This window comes from Arenibacter nanhaiticus (assembly GCF_900141935.1).
Taxonomy (GTDB): Bacteria; Bacteroidota; Bacteroidia; order Flavobacteriales; family Flavobacteriaceae; genus Arenibacter; species Arenibacter nanhaiticus.
This window is the reverse complement of record NZ_FQYX01000002.1, coordinates 45,027-61,031: the sequence shown is the minus strand read 5'-3', so window position 1 is coordinate 61,031 and position 16,005 is coordinate 45,027. Positions and strand designations below refer to the sequence as shown.

General features: G+C 38.2%; 14 protein-coding genes, 1 other RNA gene and 1 pseudogene. 12 read left to right on the top strand and 4 right to left on the bottom strand.

Annotated features, from left to right (window positions below; all coding sequences use genetic code 11):
- Positions 1-2: 2 nt before the first annotated feature.
- Both BUA16_RS01550 and BUA16_RS01545 read left to right on the top strand, forming a co-directional pair.
- Positions 3-1,379, top strand: coding sequence for an alkaline phosphatase family protein (locus BUA16_RS01550; RefSeq protein WP_072762886.1), 1,377 nt, complete (start codon positions 3-5; stop codon positions 1,377-1,379).
- A 3-nt stretch (positions 1,380-1,382) separates the two neighbouring features.
- Positions 1,383-1,742, top strand: coding sequence for a transmembrane 220 family protein (locus BUA16_RS01545; RefSeq protein WP_072762885.1), 360 nt, complete (start codon positions 1,383-1,385; stop codon positions 1,740-1,742).
- A 14-nt stretch (positions 1,743-1,756) separates the two neighbouring features.
- Here BUA16_RS01545 and BUA16_RS18805 read toward each other — a convergent pair.
- Positions 1,757-3,546: pseudogene (locus tag BUA16_RS18805) on the bottom strand (DNA polymerase III subunit gamma/tau).
- A 133-nt stretch (positions 3,547-3,679) separates the two neighbouring features.
- Between BUA16_RS18805 and rnpB the strand changes: the two are divergent.
- Positions 3,680-4,023, top strand: an RNA gene (gene rnpB / locus BUA16_RS01535) — RNase P RNA component class A.
- A gap of 430 nt (positions 4,024-4,453) precedes the next feature.
- Positions 4,454-4,819, top strand: coding sequence for a DUF2200 domain-containing protein (locus tag BUA16_RS01530; RefSeq protein ID WP_072763064.1), 366 nt, complete (start codon positions 4,454-4,456; stop codon positions 4,817-4,819).
- 137 nt (positions 4,820-4,956) lie between these two features.
- Here the strand turns inward: BUA16_RS01530 and BUA16_RS01525 are convergent, their stop codons facing one another.
- Entirely contained in the window at positions 4,957-5,151 is a 195-nt protein-coding gene (locus tag BUA16_RS01525; RefSeq protein ID WP_072762884.1) for a cold-shock protein, read from the bottom strand.
- A gap of 664 nt (positions 5,152-5,815) precedes the next feature.
- On the opposite strand from BUA16_RS01525, the gene BUA16_RS01520 reads away from it, so the two are divergent.
- The 8 genes from BUA16_RS01520 (at position 5,816) to BUA16_RS01480 (ending at position 13,238) form a co-directional block, all read left to right on the top strand.
- Positions 5,816-6,082, top strand: a complete 267-nt coding sequence (locus BUA16_RS01520) for a hypothetical protein (protein ID WP_072762883.1) — start codon at positions 5,816-5,818, stop codon at positions 6,080-6,082.
- Positions 6,083-6,742 (top strand): hypothetical protein, encoded by a 660-nt coding sequence (locus tag BUA16_RS01515; RefSeq protein WP_072762882.1) that lies wholly within the window; start codon positions 6,083-6,085, stop codon positions 6,740-6,742.
- Positions 6,743-6,894: 152 nt separating this feature from the next.
- Positions 6,895-7,320: a hypothetical protein gene (locus BUA16_RS01510; RefSeq protein WP_143150428.1), complete on the top strand. Its 426-nt coding sequence runs from the start codon at positions 6,895-6,897 to the stop codon at positions 7,318-7,320.
- Positions 7,321-7,438: 118 nt separating this feature from the next.
- Entirely contained in the window at positions 7,439-9,166 is a 1,728-nt protein-coding gene (locus BUA16_RS01505) for an amidohydrolase (protein WP_072762880.1), read from the top strand.
- A gap of 162 nt (positions 9,167-9,328) precedes the next feature.
- A complete protein-coding gene (locus BUA16_RS01500) occupies positions 9,329-10,036 on the top strand; it encodes a hypothetical protein (protein ID WP_143150427.1) in 708 nt (235 codons plus the stop codon).
- A gap of 471 nt (positions 10,037-10,507) precedes the next feature.
- A complete protein-coding gene (locus BUA16_RS01490) occupies positions 10,508-10,936 on the top strand; it encodes a DUF1801 domain-containing protein (protein ID WP_072763063.1) in 429 nt (142 codons plus the stop codon).
- Between the two features lie 237 nt (positions 10,937-11,173).
- Positions 11,174-12,169 (top strand): hypothetical protein, encoded by a 996-nt coding sequence (locus BUA16_RS01485; protein WP_143150426.1) that lies wholly within the window; start codon positions 11,174-11,176, stop codon positions 12,167-12,169.
- A gap of 268 nt (positions 12,170-12,437) precedes the next feature.
- Positions 12,438-13,238, top strand: a complete 801-nt coding sequence (locus BUA16_RS01480; RefSeq protein ID WP_072762876.1) for an aspartate dehydrogenase domain-containing protein — start codon at positions 12,438-12,440, stop codon at positions 13,236-13,238.
- On the opposite strand, the gene BUA16_RS01475 is transcribed toward BUA16_RS01480, so the two are convergent.
- Entirely contained in the window at positions 13,225-14,136 is a 912-nt protein-coding gene (locus BUA16_RS01475) for an NAD(P)-dependent oxidoreductase (RefSeq protein ID WP_072762875.1), read from the bottom strand. The genes BUA16_RS01480 and BUA16_RS01475 overlap by 14 nt on opposite strands.
- Positions 14,137-14,432: 296 nt before the next feature.
- Positions 14,433-15,968, bottom strand: a complete 1,536-nt coding sequence (locus BUA16_RS01470; protein WP_072762874.1) for a DUF5074 domain-containing protein — start codon at positions 15,966-15,968, stop codon at positions 14,433-14,435.
- Between the last annotated feature and the right edge of the window lie 37 nt (positions 15,969-16,005).

Sequence of the window (16,005 nt, the reverse complement as noted above, 5' to 3'; positions counted from 1 at the left end):
TAATGAAAAAGACTGTAGTAATTAATGTTGTTGGCTTAACGCGTAGTTTAATAGGGGAACACACTCCGTTTATTAAATCGTTTTTAGAAAAAGGAAAGTTAGCAACCATAAGGCCACAGTTACCTGCGGTTACCTGTGCGGCTCAGGCCACTTATTTAACTGGTAAAACGCCTTCCGAACATGGAATCGTGGCGAATGGCTGGTATTTTAAGGAAGAACACGAGGTGAAGTTCTGGAGGCAGTCAAATACCTTAGTGCAACAAGAAAAAATATGGGACAAGCTAAAAAGACAGGATGAAAATTTCAGCTGTGCCAATATGTTTTGGTGGTATAATATGTATTCCAATGCCGATTATAGCGTAACACCTAGACCCAACTATTTAGCCGATGGAAGAAAAATACCCGATATATATTCGTATCCTGCTGAATTGCGCGATCATTTACAGGACGAACTGGGGACTTTCCCGCTGTTTCATTTTTGGGGACCAAAGACCACTATTAAATCGAGTCAATGGATTGCCGATGCAGCGATAAAAACCGAGACTATGCACGATCCGACCTTAACCTTAATATACCTCCCTCACCTAGATTATAACCTTCAGAGATATGGCAATGATTTTAACGTTATATCCAAGGATCTAAATGAAATAGATGGGGTGGTAAAACAATTAGTGGAATTTTATGAAAAGAAGGATGCGCATATAATTCTGCTTTCCGAATACGGGATTACCAATGTCAATAATCCTATTCATATTAATAGGCAGCTAAGAAAGGCCGGCTATTTAAAGGTAAGGATAGAACGCGGATTAGAATTGTTGGATGCAGGACAAAGCGAGGCCTTCGCCGTTTCTGATCATCAGTTGGCTCATGTGTATATTGACAATGCTGCGGAAAAGGAAAAGATAAAATCTTTGCTAGAAAAAGTGAAGGGAGTAGAAAAAGTTCTATCTGGGGATGACATTGTGGCTATGGGCCTAAATCATGAGCGGAGCGGGGACTTGGTAGTAGTTGCCGATAAAGATTCTTGGTTTACCTATTACTTTTGGCTTGATGATGCCAAGGCTCCCGATTATGCCAGGATGGTTGATATTCATAAAAAACCTGGTTACGATCCTGTAGAAATGATGACCGATCCAAATGATAAATTACTGATGCTTAAGGTTGTGTGGAAGTTAGCAAAGAAAAAGATGGGCTTTAGAACCGTGTTGGACATTATTCCTTTGGATGCTAATTTAATAAAAGGGTCTCATGGCCGTATTCCGGAAGATCCTAACGATCACCCGGTATTCATAACAAATAATGTCGGTTTAAACCCTAAAGATTCTTTGGTGGCTACCGAAGTATGTGGGCTTATAGAAAGTCATGTTCTAAAATCTTAATTCATGAATTTGTTCTCAAAGTTCTTTGCGGCAATTTTTACTGTATTATTTATATGGGCGGCATCTGTGCAGTACAATGACCCGGATGCAGCCCTATGGTATGTCTTATACGGTATTGCTGCTTTAGCCTCAGTCTTGTTTTTATTTCAAAAACTACCAAAGCTAGTGGGACTCCTCTTAGCGGTTTCCTATGGGATAGGGGGTATTTTATTCTGGCCAGAACAGTACCAGGGAGTTGCTATTTCCGGTGGGAATATCGATAATATAGAGCACGCCAGGGAATCTTTGGGTCTTTTCGTAAATGCTATAGTGATATTATTTTATAATTGGCAGATCTCGATACAAAAAAAGGAATCGCTTTAGGTATCTATACACTTTTACATATCCAAATCGAATTCTTGTCGTAGAAAATCGATCACAGGATTCTTTTCCCTTAGTTTCTGGTATTTTTCCTCGGGTGTAAAAGCGAATTTTTTGGCAGTTGCTTCGTTGACGTTTATTTCTAAGCTAATAAAATGGTTGTTCAGTTTTAGTTTTAAGAACTCCATTAAATCGTATTTATCTCTTTCCACCTCTTTTTTCATAGTATCGTTGGGCAATTCTATACATAAGGTAAAATTGTCCTTCAATTTTGGAAGATCGGCATTGAGGTTAGAGGCCAATATTTTACGTCCCCCTTTGTCTAGGATCTCTACAAATTCTGTCCACAATTCTTGCATGGCCTTTTCTGTAAAAGGGGTCTTTGGTAATTGGTTTTCATCGGCAACATCTTCTTTTTTACTAAGTTCATGTTCCTTTTTAGCCTTTAAGCTAGATATGGAAAGTCCGGAAACCCGCTTGGGCAATGATTTTAGGTTTATTTTGGTTGCTGCGGCTGCAGAGGCGGTCTCTAGTTTTTGGCTTCCAATGGGCGCATTGCTGCCGTTCTGCTGCCCTGCTACGGTTTGTGGACTTTTGGCAAGGGCAGAAGTTGCTTGAGAATCTGCAGTGACCGTAGGTTTTTCTAGTGTTTCTTGTGCTTCAACACCGGTCTTATAATAAGAAGCAGGGATTATAAAATTGAGATGGCTAAGGCTGTTTCCTAGGGATTTAGACTTTTTTTTTTATCTCCATCGAAGCCGATGGATGCCAATTTCATTAAGGTAAGCTCTACTAAAAGACGTTGGTTTTTGCTAGACTTATAGTGAATGTCACAATCATTGGCGATTTCAATGGCATCCAATAAAAAGGGGCCTGAAGTTTTTTTGGACTGTTCCAGGTAATTCCTTTTGGCGTCATCACCAACCTCTAAGAGAGCTATTGTTTGTTGGTGCTGGCATACCATAAGATCTCTAAAATGCGAAGCCAAACCACTCATAAAATGATGCCCGTCGAACCCTTTGGCAAGGGTGTCGTTAAAGAGCACTAATAGTCCAGGGATATCATGACCTAATATGAGGTCGGTAGCTTTAAAATAGGTGTCGTAGTCCAAGACGTTTAAGTTCTCGGTTACGGCTTTTCGAGTCAGGGATTTTCCTGAAAAACTCACTACACGGTCAAAAATAGAGAGGGCATCTCGCATAGCGCCATCTGCCTTTTGGGCAATGATGTGCAAGGCGTCGCCATCTGCTTCTATTCCTTGGTTTTCGGCAATATATTTTAAATATTCCACGGCATCGCCAACAGTAATACGCTTAAAGTCGAATATTTGACAACGCGACAAAATGGTCGGGATAATTTTGTGTTTTTCGGTAGTCGCCAGAATAAAGATAGCATGTGCTGGTGGCTCTTCCAAGGTCTTTAAAAAGGCGTTGAAGGCCGATTGGGATAGCATATGCACCTCATCGATAATATATACCTTGTATTTTCCTACTTGTGGCGGTATCCGTACCTGGTTCGTTAGGTCTCTTATGTCATCTACCGAGTTATTGGATGCGGCATCCAATTCAAAGATATTAAAGGCAAAATCCTCATCTCCATAATCTCCGGTGGCCTGGTTGATTTGCTTGGCCAAAATACGGGCACAGGTAGTTTTCCCTACCCCGCGTGGTCCGGTGAATAAAAGTGCCTGCGCCAAATGGTTGTTTTCAATGGCGTTTAATAGGGTATTGGTAATAGCCTGCTGGCCCACAACATCTTTAAATGTTTGGGGTCTATATTTTCGTGCAGATACTATAAAAGGCTCCAATAGATTGACTTTAGTATTGGTGTAAAAATAAGGACCAATAGATTATTCTACAAATATAAAAATAGCTTGGCATTCCGTAGCTTATTTAATGCTCTTTAGTAGTTTATTTATCAACAATTGATTTACCTTTGCAGTAGCAGGTCGCCTTATCGCTGAAAAGCAAATTTGTTTTGTAATTCAGAGGAAAGTCCGGACACCATAGTGCAGTATAGCGGGTAACGCCCGTCCATCGAGAGATGAGGACAAGTGCAACAGAAAGCAGGTACAGGTAATGCTGTAGTGAAACCAGGTAAACTCTATACGGTGCAACGCCATGTAAATCAGTGTTTGAGGGTGCACGCCCGAGCTGAAGGGTAGGCGGTTAAAGCTATTGGGTGACCAATAGACGAGATAAATGATAAGGACATTCTTATTTTTTTAGGGGCAATTCTAAAATAGTAAGGCTGAACAGAATCCGGCTTATGACCTGCTTTTTTTTATTATTATTGCGTATTCAGGAACTGATCTATTTTATTTCTGTCTTTAAATAGCTGGATATCAGGTAGGTGTAGTGTTTTGTTGCCGACGATAATAGAACTAAAAAACACCATCGGCAGCCCAAGGTCTGCAAAAATTCCAAACTTCCATTATTATATATTTTTGATTTTTTAAAGGAGTGTTTCCTTGTTGTGACTGTTGTGTTATGATGTAATGGATGTGTATTCTTATTTTCATTGGCGATAACCTAAATCAATATGTCTAACAATGGTTTATAGAATAAATAACCAATCTAGTAAAAAATATTAGTAGAGACATGGGTGATTTATTGTTTGGGTATTTGATTTATTAAAGTTTTGTTGTTACATTGATGGGGCTAAAAAGAAGGAATGAAGTAATTGACTCTAGTAGTAGTATTAAAGTAAAACCAATGAAAACAACACCTGAGCATAATGACCGTATAGCAAAAATGACTTTTGCCTCTGTTTATCCTCACTATATTACAAAAGTTGAAAGTAAGGGGCGGACGAAAGAAGAATTGCACCAAGTAATTGAATGGCTGACTAGTTTTGATGAAAATAAATTACAAGTACTGATCAAGGAGAAAGCAACGTTCGAAACTTTCTTTCAAAAGGCAAAACTACATCCTAAAGCCTATCTTATTAAAGGAGTGATCTGCGGTTACCGGATCGAAGAAATCGAAAATCCCTTAACGAAGCAGGTAAGGTATTTGGATAAATTGGTAGATGAATTGGCAAAAGGCCGTAAAATGGAAAAAATTTTACGTGAAGCCTAATGCTGAAAGACAACACCGCCACCCTCTAGATGTAAGATCTGAATAAAAAATTATAGACAAAAAAAAGACCGTTTGAAATAACGGTCTTTTTAGTCTTTAATAAGATATTATCCATAAAGGATAAATATTATTGAGAATTAATCTATAACTTGAACGTTAATAGCGTTTAATCCTTTTTTTCCTTGTTCAGTGTCAAACTGTACTTTATCATCTTCTCTAATTTCATCAGTTAATCCAGAGATATGGACGAAGATGTCTTCGCCTGTATCTGCTGATTTAATGAATCCAAATCCTTTTGAGTCGTTGAAAAATTTTACTGTGCCTTCTTGCATCTTTACTTAAATTTAATCTATTAATTATTTTTTTACAAAAAAAGCTTCCTATTTAAGATAAGCATATTAATGAATTAATATTGAAATTGTAAAAACAACTAATATAATTTAAAAACGCTATTGTAAAAGTGATTGTAAAAATAAAATTGGTAAAGAAGAGAAAACTCGTAAAACTAATTGTATTATATACTACCTTAAAACTCTATAGGAGTCTTTTTATTGCGGTGCAAACATACAACTTAGTTTTAAAACTACCTAATGTTTTGAAAAAAGATGTCGGTTTCTAATAATTCAAATAGTTGTCCTTTATAAAACAGTAGACTTAATATTTAGAAATCTAGCAAGGATTATTTTGAAGTTATGTAAATTGGTTCAATGGAAGACACCCCGAATAAAGGAATACTAAAAATCAATCTTAACAAAAAATACTTTGGAGAGATGGAGTAAAACTTTGGGTCATATTCTAAAGAAAGGCACTTTAGCGTTCCCACTAGATGTTGTTATCAAACAGTTGGCTTCAGTTGTGTGGCTGAGAAGGTTTGCAACTATTTTTCTAATCGAAGAAGGTAATGGCAGACAAAAGGGGCGCTGTTTGATATGTAATGGCGCCATTGGACAAATATAAAAGACAATTTTATAGACTGCCGGTTCTATTTTTATAAGAATGAAAACAGTTTTGGCTAATACTAGAAAAAGCACAAAATTAAAACCTAGATTATTCAAGATGGATATAGGCGACTTAAAAAAACATATTGGTAAAGTGATGAACGAGCAAAACAATCGGTCAATTCCTGAATTCGAAGGCTATTCACCTACTGAAATGCATCATGTGTTACATTTCACCTTTGGAGAAGATAGTCCAATTACTCTGCAACAATTATCCGAATCTGATTATAAAAAGATTCCTATTCTCAATCAGATTAAATATTGAATGAATTTTTTTGCTAAAAATGGAGAAGTTAAACTTACGAATAAGGGGTTTTTACCGACAAAGATAGTTTCAGATCTTTATCAACAAGGATTTATAAAAGAAGATTCTATAGAATTAAAGATTGTAAAATTGTATAAAGAGAGTGACTCCATGTCAGTCAATCTTACAAGAATATTAATTGAACTTGCAGGTTTGGTTAAAAAAAGGCATGGAAAATTAAGTTTAACAAAAACGGGAGAAAAAATATTAAAAGATGATTTTCAACTATTGAAAAATATTCTTGTGACTTGTGCATTTAAATTTAATTGGGCTTATTATGATGGGTATGGTGAAAATCAAATTGGAAAACTGGGCTATGGGTTTTCTTTGATCTTATTATCAAAATATGGAGCGGAAAAGAGATTGGATGCATTTTATGCTGAGAAATATTTTAAGGCGTTTCCACAATTATTAGCCTCCCTTGAGCCTAGGTATGGAACCGTTGAAAACTATGCAACGAGGTGTTATTCATTACGGGTTTTCGATAGAATTTTGGATTATTTCGGATTGATTAAAATTGATAAAGTAGGGAAAGGAGTTGATTCTGTAAAGTTTATTACAAGGACAGATTTATTCAATAAATTGATGCAAGTACAACCAAACAGCAACAGTGTTGGTTGAGCAAGATGCTATTAGCAATAAAGGGTGTATTGTAAGGGAGTTTCTTTTTTTTATATTAAACTGGTCGTAAATACGAAATCAGCTATGCAAATTACATGCTTGTACTGAGCGCAGCCGAAGTATGACCGTTAAAAAGCAATAAACCTCTACATATGAAAAGGATATTATTCTTAACGATAATTGTACTAACGAATTTAAGTTGTTCAAATAACGACGATCATGGAAAGCAAAATAATTGTGATTTTGAAGTCATGATAAGTGCTAAACATTATGTGAATGCTCCTTCAGGCCGGCTAACAATTAATAGTTTGGAAATAATCGACCACTGTTTGCAGATTAACTTTAGTTCGGGTGGATGTAGTGGAGATACTTGGGAACTAAAATTAATTGATTCAGAGGATATTTTAGAATCCTTTCCTCCTCAAAGAAATTTACGGTTATCATTAAAAAATGAAGAATTATGTGAAGCGTATATCACAAAAGAATTGACTTTTGATATTTCAAATTTACAAGTCGAGGGGAATAAGGTTCAATTGAATATCACCAATTCTGACCAAAGTATTATATATGAATATTAACTAACGCCACAGCTCTTCCTAAGAAGCATTCAGCCCAGTCCTTTCGGCGCAGCGAAACCACCTTAAGTTTATACTCACATAATTAAATTGTAAATTCCATTTCCTAAAACGAACATATATGCGATTACGTAATTTTATTTACTCAGGGGTGGCCGTCCTCTTCCTTATTTTGTCAGCCTGTAAGAGCTCTAAAAATGAAGTTGCTACCATGCTTATTTATGGCGGTAATATTTATACTGTAGATACAATCCAACCAATAGTAGAAGCCGTAGCCTTAAAGGACAATATCATACTTTTTGCCGGTAGCCTTGCTGAGGCCGAAAAATTCAAAACCGACCAAACACAACTGATAAATTTAGAAGGCAAAACTATGACCCCGGGATTAATAGAAGGGCACGGGCATTTTATGGGCTTGGGATACAATGAATTGAACCTAGATTTGATGCACACTACGAGCTATCAGGAAATAGTAGCTGCCGTAGCCGAGAAAGTTAAAACGGCAGCACCGGGTGAATGGATTACCGGTAGGGGATGGCATCAAAACAAATGGAAAGAAATGCCGGCCGACATGGTTAATGGTTTTCAAACACATGATTTGCTTAGTGCGGTTTCTCCAGACAATCCTGTCTATTTACGCCATGCCAGTGGGCATGCAGGTTTTGCCAATGCAAAAGCCATGGAAATAGCAGGTATCACTGTATTGTCTAAGGAAGGAACCAACAAATTTGAGGTAGAGGGCGGTGAAGTAATGCGCGATGCGATGGGAAGGCCGACGGGTATTTTCAACGAGCGTGCAGAATACCTGATCACAAAACATATTCCGGAGAGCACCCCAGAGAAGGATATCAAAGCATTTGAACTAGCCGTTGCCGCTTGCCATAGAAATGGTATTACGGGCTTTCATGATGCTGGGATAGGGAGAGAAACCATTGCCCTTTATAAGGAAATGAAGACCCTGGATAAAATGAAAATCCGACTGTATGGCATGCTTACCGGTTGGGATAAGGAATTACTAAGCGAGTGGTATGAAAAAGGTCCGATGATAGATCCTGATAACTTACTGACCCTCCGTTCTGTGAAATTGAACTGTGATGGTGCTTTGGGGTCTAGGGGAGCCTGGTTATTGGAACCCTATACGGATAGACCCGGGCATTTTGGTCACGAAACCCTTCCCATGGAATTTGTAAAGGAGACTGCCTTGAATGGATTGCAAAAAGGTTTTCAAATTTGTTCGCATGCCATAGGCGATCGGGCCAACAGAGAAATACTCGACCGCTACGAGGCGGCTTTTACCGCTTTGCCAACCTTAGCAACCGACCACAGGTTTCGAATAGAGCATGCACAACATTTACACCCAGATGATATTCCTCGTTTTGCCGAATTAGGGGTGATCCCGGCCATGCAAGCGATTCATATGTCTTCCGATAGGCCTTGGGCTATTGACCGTTTGGGCGAACAGCGAATCAAAGAGGGCGCTTATATGTGGCAAAGTTTATTGCAAAGTGGTATCCCCATTGTAAATGGCACCGATGTACCCGTAGAACCAATGAATCCCATTGCTAGTTTTTATGCCAGTGTAAGTAGGAAAACTTTAGAGGGAAGTCCAGAGGGAGGTTATGAACCGGCAGAGAAGATGACAAGGGAACAAGCTCTAAGGTCTTATACTTTGGATGCCGCTTATGGGGCCTTCGAAGAAGATATTAAGGGTTCTATTACCGTTGGCAAACTGGCCGATTTTACAATTTTCAATCAGGACTTAATGAAGGTAGCTGAAAAGGACCTTTTAAACACAACGATTAGCATGACCATTTTCGATGGCAAAGTGGTGTATGAAGAGGGTGAATAATTCTATTTATAGGCCAAAACTCAGTCCTATATAATTATCTAAAACGAAGATTTTTCTTATATTTAGCTGTATATAAACCATTAAATATTCCGGCATCGGTCTCGATTCGAACGAAAATAGCAGCGGCCGAAATCAATGTTTGGAATATTGTATTATCTTAAAATGAACCAAATACTCACCTTACTATTTTGTTTTTTTATGCTGTCTTGTCAATTCAAGAGAGAGAAAGAGCAGAATGAAAAAATAAATGAAAACGGAACTCTGACCAAAACGGAAGATTCGCATACAGTAGGCAGCGCTGACACGCTCTTAAACTCCAATGAATATTTACTATTGGGTAAAAGACCAGCTAAAGTAAAGGTTGTAAAGGATAACGAAACCGACCACTTCCCGACCTATAATATTCTAATTACTTATAAAGATGGCGTAATTATGGGAGAAAACATAGCCTTGGAGGAGGTTGAGGTTTATAAGAAATATTCGCCTAAGACAACATTTGAAGATTATAAAGTTGATATGTATGAAGGAGCGTTAGCCGATCCGGATTTTTCAACAGCCCCAGCGGCAAAGGCATTTATTTCTCGAATAACCAATGAATGCAAAAAAGGAATCAACTTCGCCGGTCATTATACTTTAATAATCTGGGGTTGTGGTACCGCTTGCCAGAGTGGCGTTATCGTTGACAGAAAAACAGGAAGAATATTTGAAGAGTACGGTAGCTCCCTAGGTTCAGAATTCAGAAAAGACAGTAAAATGCTCATCAAGAACATTGGTGCCATTGACACAACAACTAACTTAATTGAAGTTTGTGCTCATTGCGAAGTCAGTCACCACGTTTGGACAGGAACAGAATTTAAGGAAATAGAATAAAAAGAAGTTTTAAAATAAAAACCAACACCATGGCTGGCATTTGATGTCGGCCTGATAACTCACTGATTGAAATTAATAACAAATGAAAAACTGCCCTAATTGCAACTCTGAAACTGAAGATAACTTTGAAATATGCTGGAAATGTAATTACAGTTTCACTGAAGGGAAAATAATAGAATTTAAAGATGAATTGCCTGGCGGGAAAGAAATAGACTGTTTACGATGCAAAGTGCCAATGCATTATTCTGGGATTTATAAGTTTCACGAAGGAAATAAAACAGGGCTATGGGGGAATGTTTTCGAGATTTTTGTCAATCGGGAATCTTTTGACCTTTATTTATGCCATAAATGTGGAAAGGTAGAATTCTTTTCACCCTAAAAAAAAACCTTGAGATTTCAGCTCCAAAATTCATTTTTGCAACCAATTATATGAGAAACGATGAAACTCGCACCGAAAAAAAATTAGGAAAAATGAAGGATATCCATATTATAACAGACCCGGCGGTAGAAGTGGTTTTTATTAATTATCCCGATTTTATTCGTGACAAAATGCTGGATCTTCGTGGAGTTGTAATAGAGGCAGCTAAAGAAATAGAAGGGTTAACCACATTAGAAGAAACCTTAAAGTGGGGAGAACCAAGTTTCTTGACAAAAAATGGAAGTACCATTCGAATGGATTGGAAGCCAAAATCACCAAAGCAATATGCCTTGTACTTTAAATGTACCAGTAGATTGGTAGAAACTTTTAAAACCGTGTTTCACGACACTTTTGTTTTTGAGGGAAAAAGAGCTATAGTTTTTCAATTGGATGATCGGATACCCAAGGAGGAGTTGAAATATTGTATTAAGGCCGCGTTGATGTATCACAAGGTAAAACAGTTGCCAACTTTAGGAATTTAAAAATTGAAAAACACCTATAGCAATTGGTGAAAACCTGCCATCAATTCCCCCAAATAAGAGATTACTTTTTTATTCCACTTATTGGGGACCTTAAATAAGTGGGCGTTTTAAAGTTGTGAGAACCACACCATGGTTTATGAGTTTATTGATTGGTGTGGGATAAAACGGATCCTAATAAAAAATAAATCCAGTAAAATTTCGTTATCAAACCTATTAGCCATTTTAAAACTTAAAAATATGCGAAATAAAATTACACTTTTAGTATTTTCATTCTTTATAGTTTCTATAGTCAAGGCGCAAGAAAAAATTACGGACGACATGAGGGAAATGTATTCTAAAATCTTGTACGCCAATAAAGAGCCCATTTTTAAGGATGATATATTTCAATATAAAACAGTTGATTATATAGCATCGGACCACTTTTTTCCGGCTCCTCCAAATCAGATCGTTGATCAATGTATCAGAACCATTAAAAATTCCGGACAATTAATTACCGAGGCATATTCCGGAAGTAGTGATCTGTATTTTAAAGCACTATTGTCCGAGGATGTGGCATCTTATTTAAGCGATGAATTTACCTTAACTATTAAGGAAAGTGGTTTGCAATATGAAAATGGAAATAAAATTGGGCTGGATGTTAAAAGTAAGACGGCATTGAACCTAGGTGAGCTAAAGTTAAAGGTTCGCACAGAAAAAGAAATAGATGCTTCTCAAAATATTTTAGGGAGTCTTAAATTCGATTTGGAGTTTTTAGCCAAATATGAAAAGGTTCAGTTATCAAGGTCTGATATCGGGGAAATTTTTAAAATAGGTAGCTGTGATTTCAAACTAGTTGATGTGTTTAAAAATAAAATCGTACTTGAGAAATTATGCATGGATGAAGAGGAGGAATTAGAGATAAAGGTCATAAATTTTACGGGGAATGGACAAGTGATTCAACCTTATTCTTATTTTGAGTTACTTGAATTAAAAGAAAAAAATGACAACATTAATGTCGATGGCGCCTATATAAGGAATGAGATTGACTTGTATAAAATTATCTATGATATTTTCTTGGCGAAGCCGGAAATTACCTTTGAAGAGTTTGACAGGTTAATGACAGTAGATTTATTGGAAGGGTTAAATAATGCTACAAATTATACAATTCTCAAAAGTGTCGGGAATTTTGAGGGTAATTTTATGCTGTACTCTCCAAAATATTCAAATAAAGAATTTCAAATTTCATTTGATTAAGAGGGCATGGCAGAGCACAAGCTCTATGGAATAATGATTTAGAAAACAGCCTGAAAAGGCTGTTTTTTTTTGGTATCTGAAGTATTTTAATCTTTTTGCGTTAGGGATGGCGGCGGCATCCCCGCAGCGGAGCAAGGGATACAGCCAAGAGCCCGCCCGACGAAGGAGGGAACGCCCAAATTATAAAACCAGTAATAGCCTATAGACATATTCAAAAGCTTGTGAGTATTGATTGCTTTAGCTAAAAAAAGGCTTTATATTCGACCGTATGAATACAAAAACACTTGCCATTGTAGGCTGCGGAAAACTTGCACAAATTGTTGCTGAAGCCTTAATTTCCGGACTATTACCCAATTACCAATTAATAGGGACTTATTCTCGTACTTTTGAAAAAGCAGCACATATAGCCGCCCTAGTAACGCCTTTGCATCCCGATGTTCCATGCAAGCCCTGTACATCTATTGCCGATTTATTGGCTCTTAAGCCCGACTATATTATTGAAGCGGCTTCGCCGGCATCGCTACGCGAACTAGCCTTGCCCGCCCTGAAAAATGGATCTAACCTTGTTACCCTTTCCATTGGTGCATTGGCCGATACGGATTTCTATGAAGCCGTGAAGAAAACGGCCAGTGAAAACAATACTCGGCTACACCTTGTTTCGGGTGCTATCGGTGGTTTTGATGTGATGCGAACAATATCCCTTATGGAAAGTTGTACTGCTTCTTTTGATACCGAAAAGAGTCCAAATTCCCTAAAAAATACCCCAGTTTACGAGGAATCGTTACAAACAGAACAGCGAAGGGTGATGGAGGGGAACGCAAAAGATGCCATTGCTCTTTTCCCCTCCAAGGTAAATGTGGCCGTGGCCGCCTCCCTTGCTACGGTTGGTCCTACAGACATGAAGGTGTCGGTTACTTCTACACCCGATTACGTCGGTGATAGGCACCGTATAGAGGTCCAAAGTGAACAAGTACACGCCGTGATGGATGTGTACAGTAAAACGTCGCAAATTGCAGGTTGGAGCGTAGTGAATACCTTACGAAATATTACTTCGCCTATCGTTTTTTAAGATACGACTCCATATTGGCCAGCACTTTTTTGCTAAGTCGGTCGAACGCCTGTCGTGTTCGGCCGACTGAAACCTTCATGCAATAGACATTGGGGTGATCTAAAAAATCTTCGTTGCCCAGGGCACCTATGGTATCGGCATAAATTCGATTATCGCCATTAATCCATGTTGCAAAAGGTTTTTCGTCCCAAGCCGGTGACAGGCCGGTATTGAAAAGGATTTTGCGGTTTCCCAAGTGTTCAAATTCGGCTTCATGCAAGAGGATTGTATTTTTATTTAGACAAGTAATAACCACTTCACTTTCAGAAAGAAGGGTGGCCAAGGACATAAATCGGTATCCTTTTGCTTGGGCTTCCGGTTTTTCGCTGCGCGAAAAATAAGCAATATCGGCACCAAAGAAATGTAGTGCATCGGCAACCATACCCCCTGAGGCACCCAAGCCCACAATCCCAACTTTTGTGCCGGTGATTTCCCTTGGTACTCCGTCCCATGGCATTTCTGGGCTTCCGTTAGGTTTTGTGCCAAAACCGTGCAGGCAGCGTACCAGCTCACTAACGACATATTCAACGACCCCTTCATCTCCATAATCGCGAATTCCAGTAACGGTTATACCACGTGCGTTTGCATAAGGAATAGCTACATTGGCACTTTCTGGAGAATACAAGGAGCAGCACATTCCGATGTATTTTACATTTGGACAATTGGCTAGCGCTTCCGAACCAAGGTTTGAAGTGTAACTTAACAATACCGCATCGGCATCGCCTATGCGTTTTGTTATTTCTTCATCACTTTTAGGGATGTCATGGTACAATACCACTTCCTTGGCGTAGTGGTGAAGTTCTTTTTCTGCAGAGGAGATTAAGTTTAACGGCTCTATGGCCACAAGTTTATTGAACATATTGTTCCGTTATTTTTTGAATCTGTTTTAATCACGCAGTATAAACTAACTTTTTGGGAATTACAAGTTTAATGCTATCAATATATTGTAATTTCGATCGGGATTAGCGAGAGGTCATTTTACTTAAGTTCGAGCGGAGTTTGCTTATCCTCGCCGCTATGAGGATTATACAAAGCTTGTATTTTGGGTTTGATATGAAATGTGAATAGAAGCAAGACGGTCTATAATCAAACTAAGGCATTAAGCGCAGGGAATGTTCCCTGGTTAATGCCTTAGTTTTTTTAATTTTTTATTTCTTAATTCTCCGCAAAAATGATCATTGCAGGAAACCAATAGTGGTCATAAAAGAAGTCTTTTTTCAAAGTTCCTGTAGTACCATCATAAAAATAAAGGTTGTTTTTGGCTGCAGAAGTTCCCCAACCGTCAATAGTGGTTACCACAACCTGATTGTTCCTTGGATCTACATTGATACCCGCACCATAGATCATTCTTCCCGACGGTACTGTAAACAAGGGTGAATTAAGAGAGTTTATATCTCCGATCACATACTTATACACCTTTAACCCATTGACAAAATAAAGGGCATTTTCTTGTTTGGAGGCCGAAAGGGAACTAGCGGTCCAAGCCCATGCGTTATGGGAAACTCTTACATCAGCAGGCATAACGATAGTTTCCATTTCTAAGGTGTAAGGATTTATCTTCAATAAGGTATTTCCATCGGCACTCCATACCATGCCATCTTTGCTCACAACCAAGCCGCCTTTACCTTTATCGAATGTTTTATCGATTGTCCAAGTGTCGGTATTAATAACATAAATTTTACCTTTGGCAACAGCGAACACGTACTGTCTGTATTGTAATAATTCTCCAACCTCTCCGGTAATACCATCAATTTTATCACCTAGGGTAAGGGGCTCTAAATTTAGCTTGTAAATACCATTAGCGGTACTGACCAAGCCTATGGCTGCTGTCACCCCACAGAAGGTACGTCCACTGCTGGCAATTTTGTCAAAGTCGACTATGCGTCCTGTCTCTTGCATTGTTTTGGCGTCGGCGACTACCAAAGCACCTTGTTTGGAGATCATATACAAACGCTGGTTAAAGATGGTGGCATACTGAGAAGTATTTCCCAATTCATGATCTGGATTAGTATTAGAAAATATAGTTGTTTCTAAGGTATTCGCTCCATTTCTATAAAAATTTACGCTTCCCGATTCGTGACCAAACCAACCTTCGTTTAAAATAAATAATCCGCTAGAATATTCTATGGTGGCTGTTTCCGCCATAGGCACGGTAATTTCGGTATTATTGCTGAATTTGAATACTATAGTACCATTTAGAACAACAATGTCGGTTATGGATGGGGCATTTTCTCCATTGCTACCATCTACACCTACCGCCTTAACACCAGTATCTTGAGTATTTATATGCCAATATCCGTCAATAATGGTGATTTCAGGTGATTGTCCATTTTCTCCTGTAGCCTTTATACCGCTATCAGTACCGTCGATAGCCCAATTACCGTTGGCCGCCAAGCTAAAAACAGGGGTATGGCCGTTGGTGATTTCTACTGTGCTTCCATCGGAAAAAACAATATTGTACCCATTGGAAGTGGTTTCTACATCATCAACGGTTAATTTGTTTTTTAGGGCATTGAGTAGGGTTTCATAGTTTTTTAAAAGGGCTGCTTGTTGCTCTTGTTCTTCTTTCAGAGCTTGTTGCTCTTGGGACAAGAGTTCGTATTTACTGTTAAGGTCGTTAATATCATCTTTGTTACAGCCGGTTAATAGGATGAACGCTGTTAATAGAAATAAGGGTACTAATTTTCTCATTTTATTTATTGTTACTGTTTGTGTTTACCTTTTTGAG

What these genes read in the sequence shown, in the direction of transcription:
- BUA16_RS01515 (WP_072762882.1), top strand. Translation starts at nt 6,083, where the DNA reads ATGAATTTTTTTGCTAAAAATGGAGAAGTTAAACTTACGAATAAGGGG.
- BUA16_RS01500 (WP_143150427.1), top strand. Translation starts at nt 9,329, where the DNA reads ATGAACCAAATACTCACCTTACTATTTTGTTTTTTTATGCTGTCTTGT.
- BUA16_RS01550 (WP_072762886.1), top strand. Translation starts at nt 3, where the DNA reads ATGAAAAAGACTGTAGTAATTAATGTTGTTGGCTTAACGCGTAGTTTA.
- BUA16_RS01480 (WP_072762876.1), top strand. Translation starts at nt 12,438, where the DNA reads ATGAATACAAAAACACTTGCCATTGTAGGCTGCGGAAAACTTGCACAA.
- BUA16_RS01490 (WP_072763063.1), top strand. Translation starts at nt 10,508, where the DNA reads ATGAAGGATATCCATATTATAACAGACCCGGCGGTAGAAGTGGTTTTT.
- BUA16_RS01485 (WP_143150426.1), top strand. Translation starts at nt 11,174, where the DNA reads ATGCGAAATAAAATTACACTTTTAGTATTTTCATTCTTTATAGTTTCT.
- BUA16_RS01470 (WP_072762874.1), bottom strand. Translation starts at nt 15,968, where the DNA reads ATGAGAAAATTAGTACCCTTATTTCTATTAACAGCGTTCATCCTATTA.
- BUA16_RS01530 (WP_072763064.1), top strand. Translation starts at nt 4,454, where the DNA reads ATGAAAACAACACCTGAGCATAATGACCGTATAGCAAAAATGACTTTT.
- BUA16_RS01505 (WP_072762880.1), top strand. Translation starts at nt 7,439, where the DNA reads ATGCGATTACGTAATTTTATTTACTCAGGGGTGGCCGTCCTCTTCCTT.
- BUA16_RS01545 (WP_072762885.1), top strand. Translation starts at nt 1,383, where the DNA reads ATGAATTTGTTCTCAAAGTTCTTTGCGGCAATTTTTACTGTATTATTT.
- BUA16_RS01525 (WP_072762884.1), bottom strand. Translation starts at nt 5,151, where the DNA reads ATGCAAGAAGGCACAGTAAAATTTTTCAACGACTCAAAAGGATTTGGA.
- BUA16_RS01510 (WP_143150428.1), top strand. Translation starts at nt 6,895, where the DNA reads ATGAAAAGGATATTATTCTTAACGATAATTGTACTAACGAATTTAAGT.
- BUA16_RS01475 (WP_072762875.1), bottom strand. Translation starts at nt 14,136, where the DNA reads ATGTTCAATAAACTTGTGGCCATAGAGCCGTTAAACTTAATCTCCTCT.
- BUA16_RS01520 (WP_072762883.1), top strand. Translation starts at nt 5,816, where the DNA reads ATGAAAACAGTTTTGGCTAATACTAGAAAAAGCACAAAATTAAAACCT.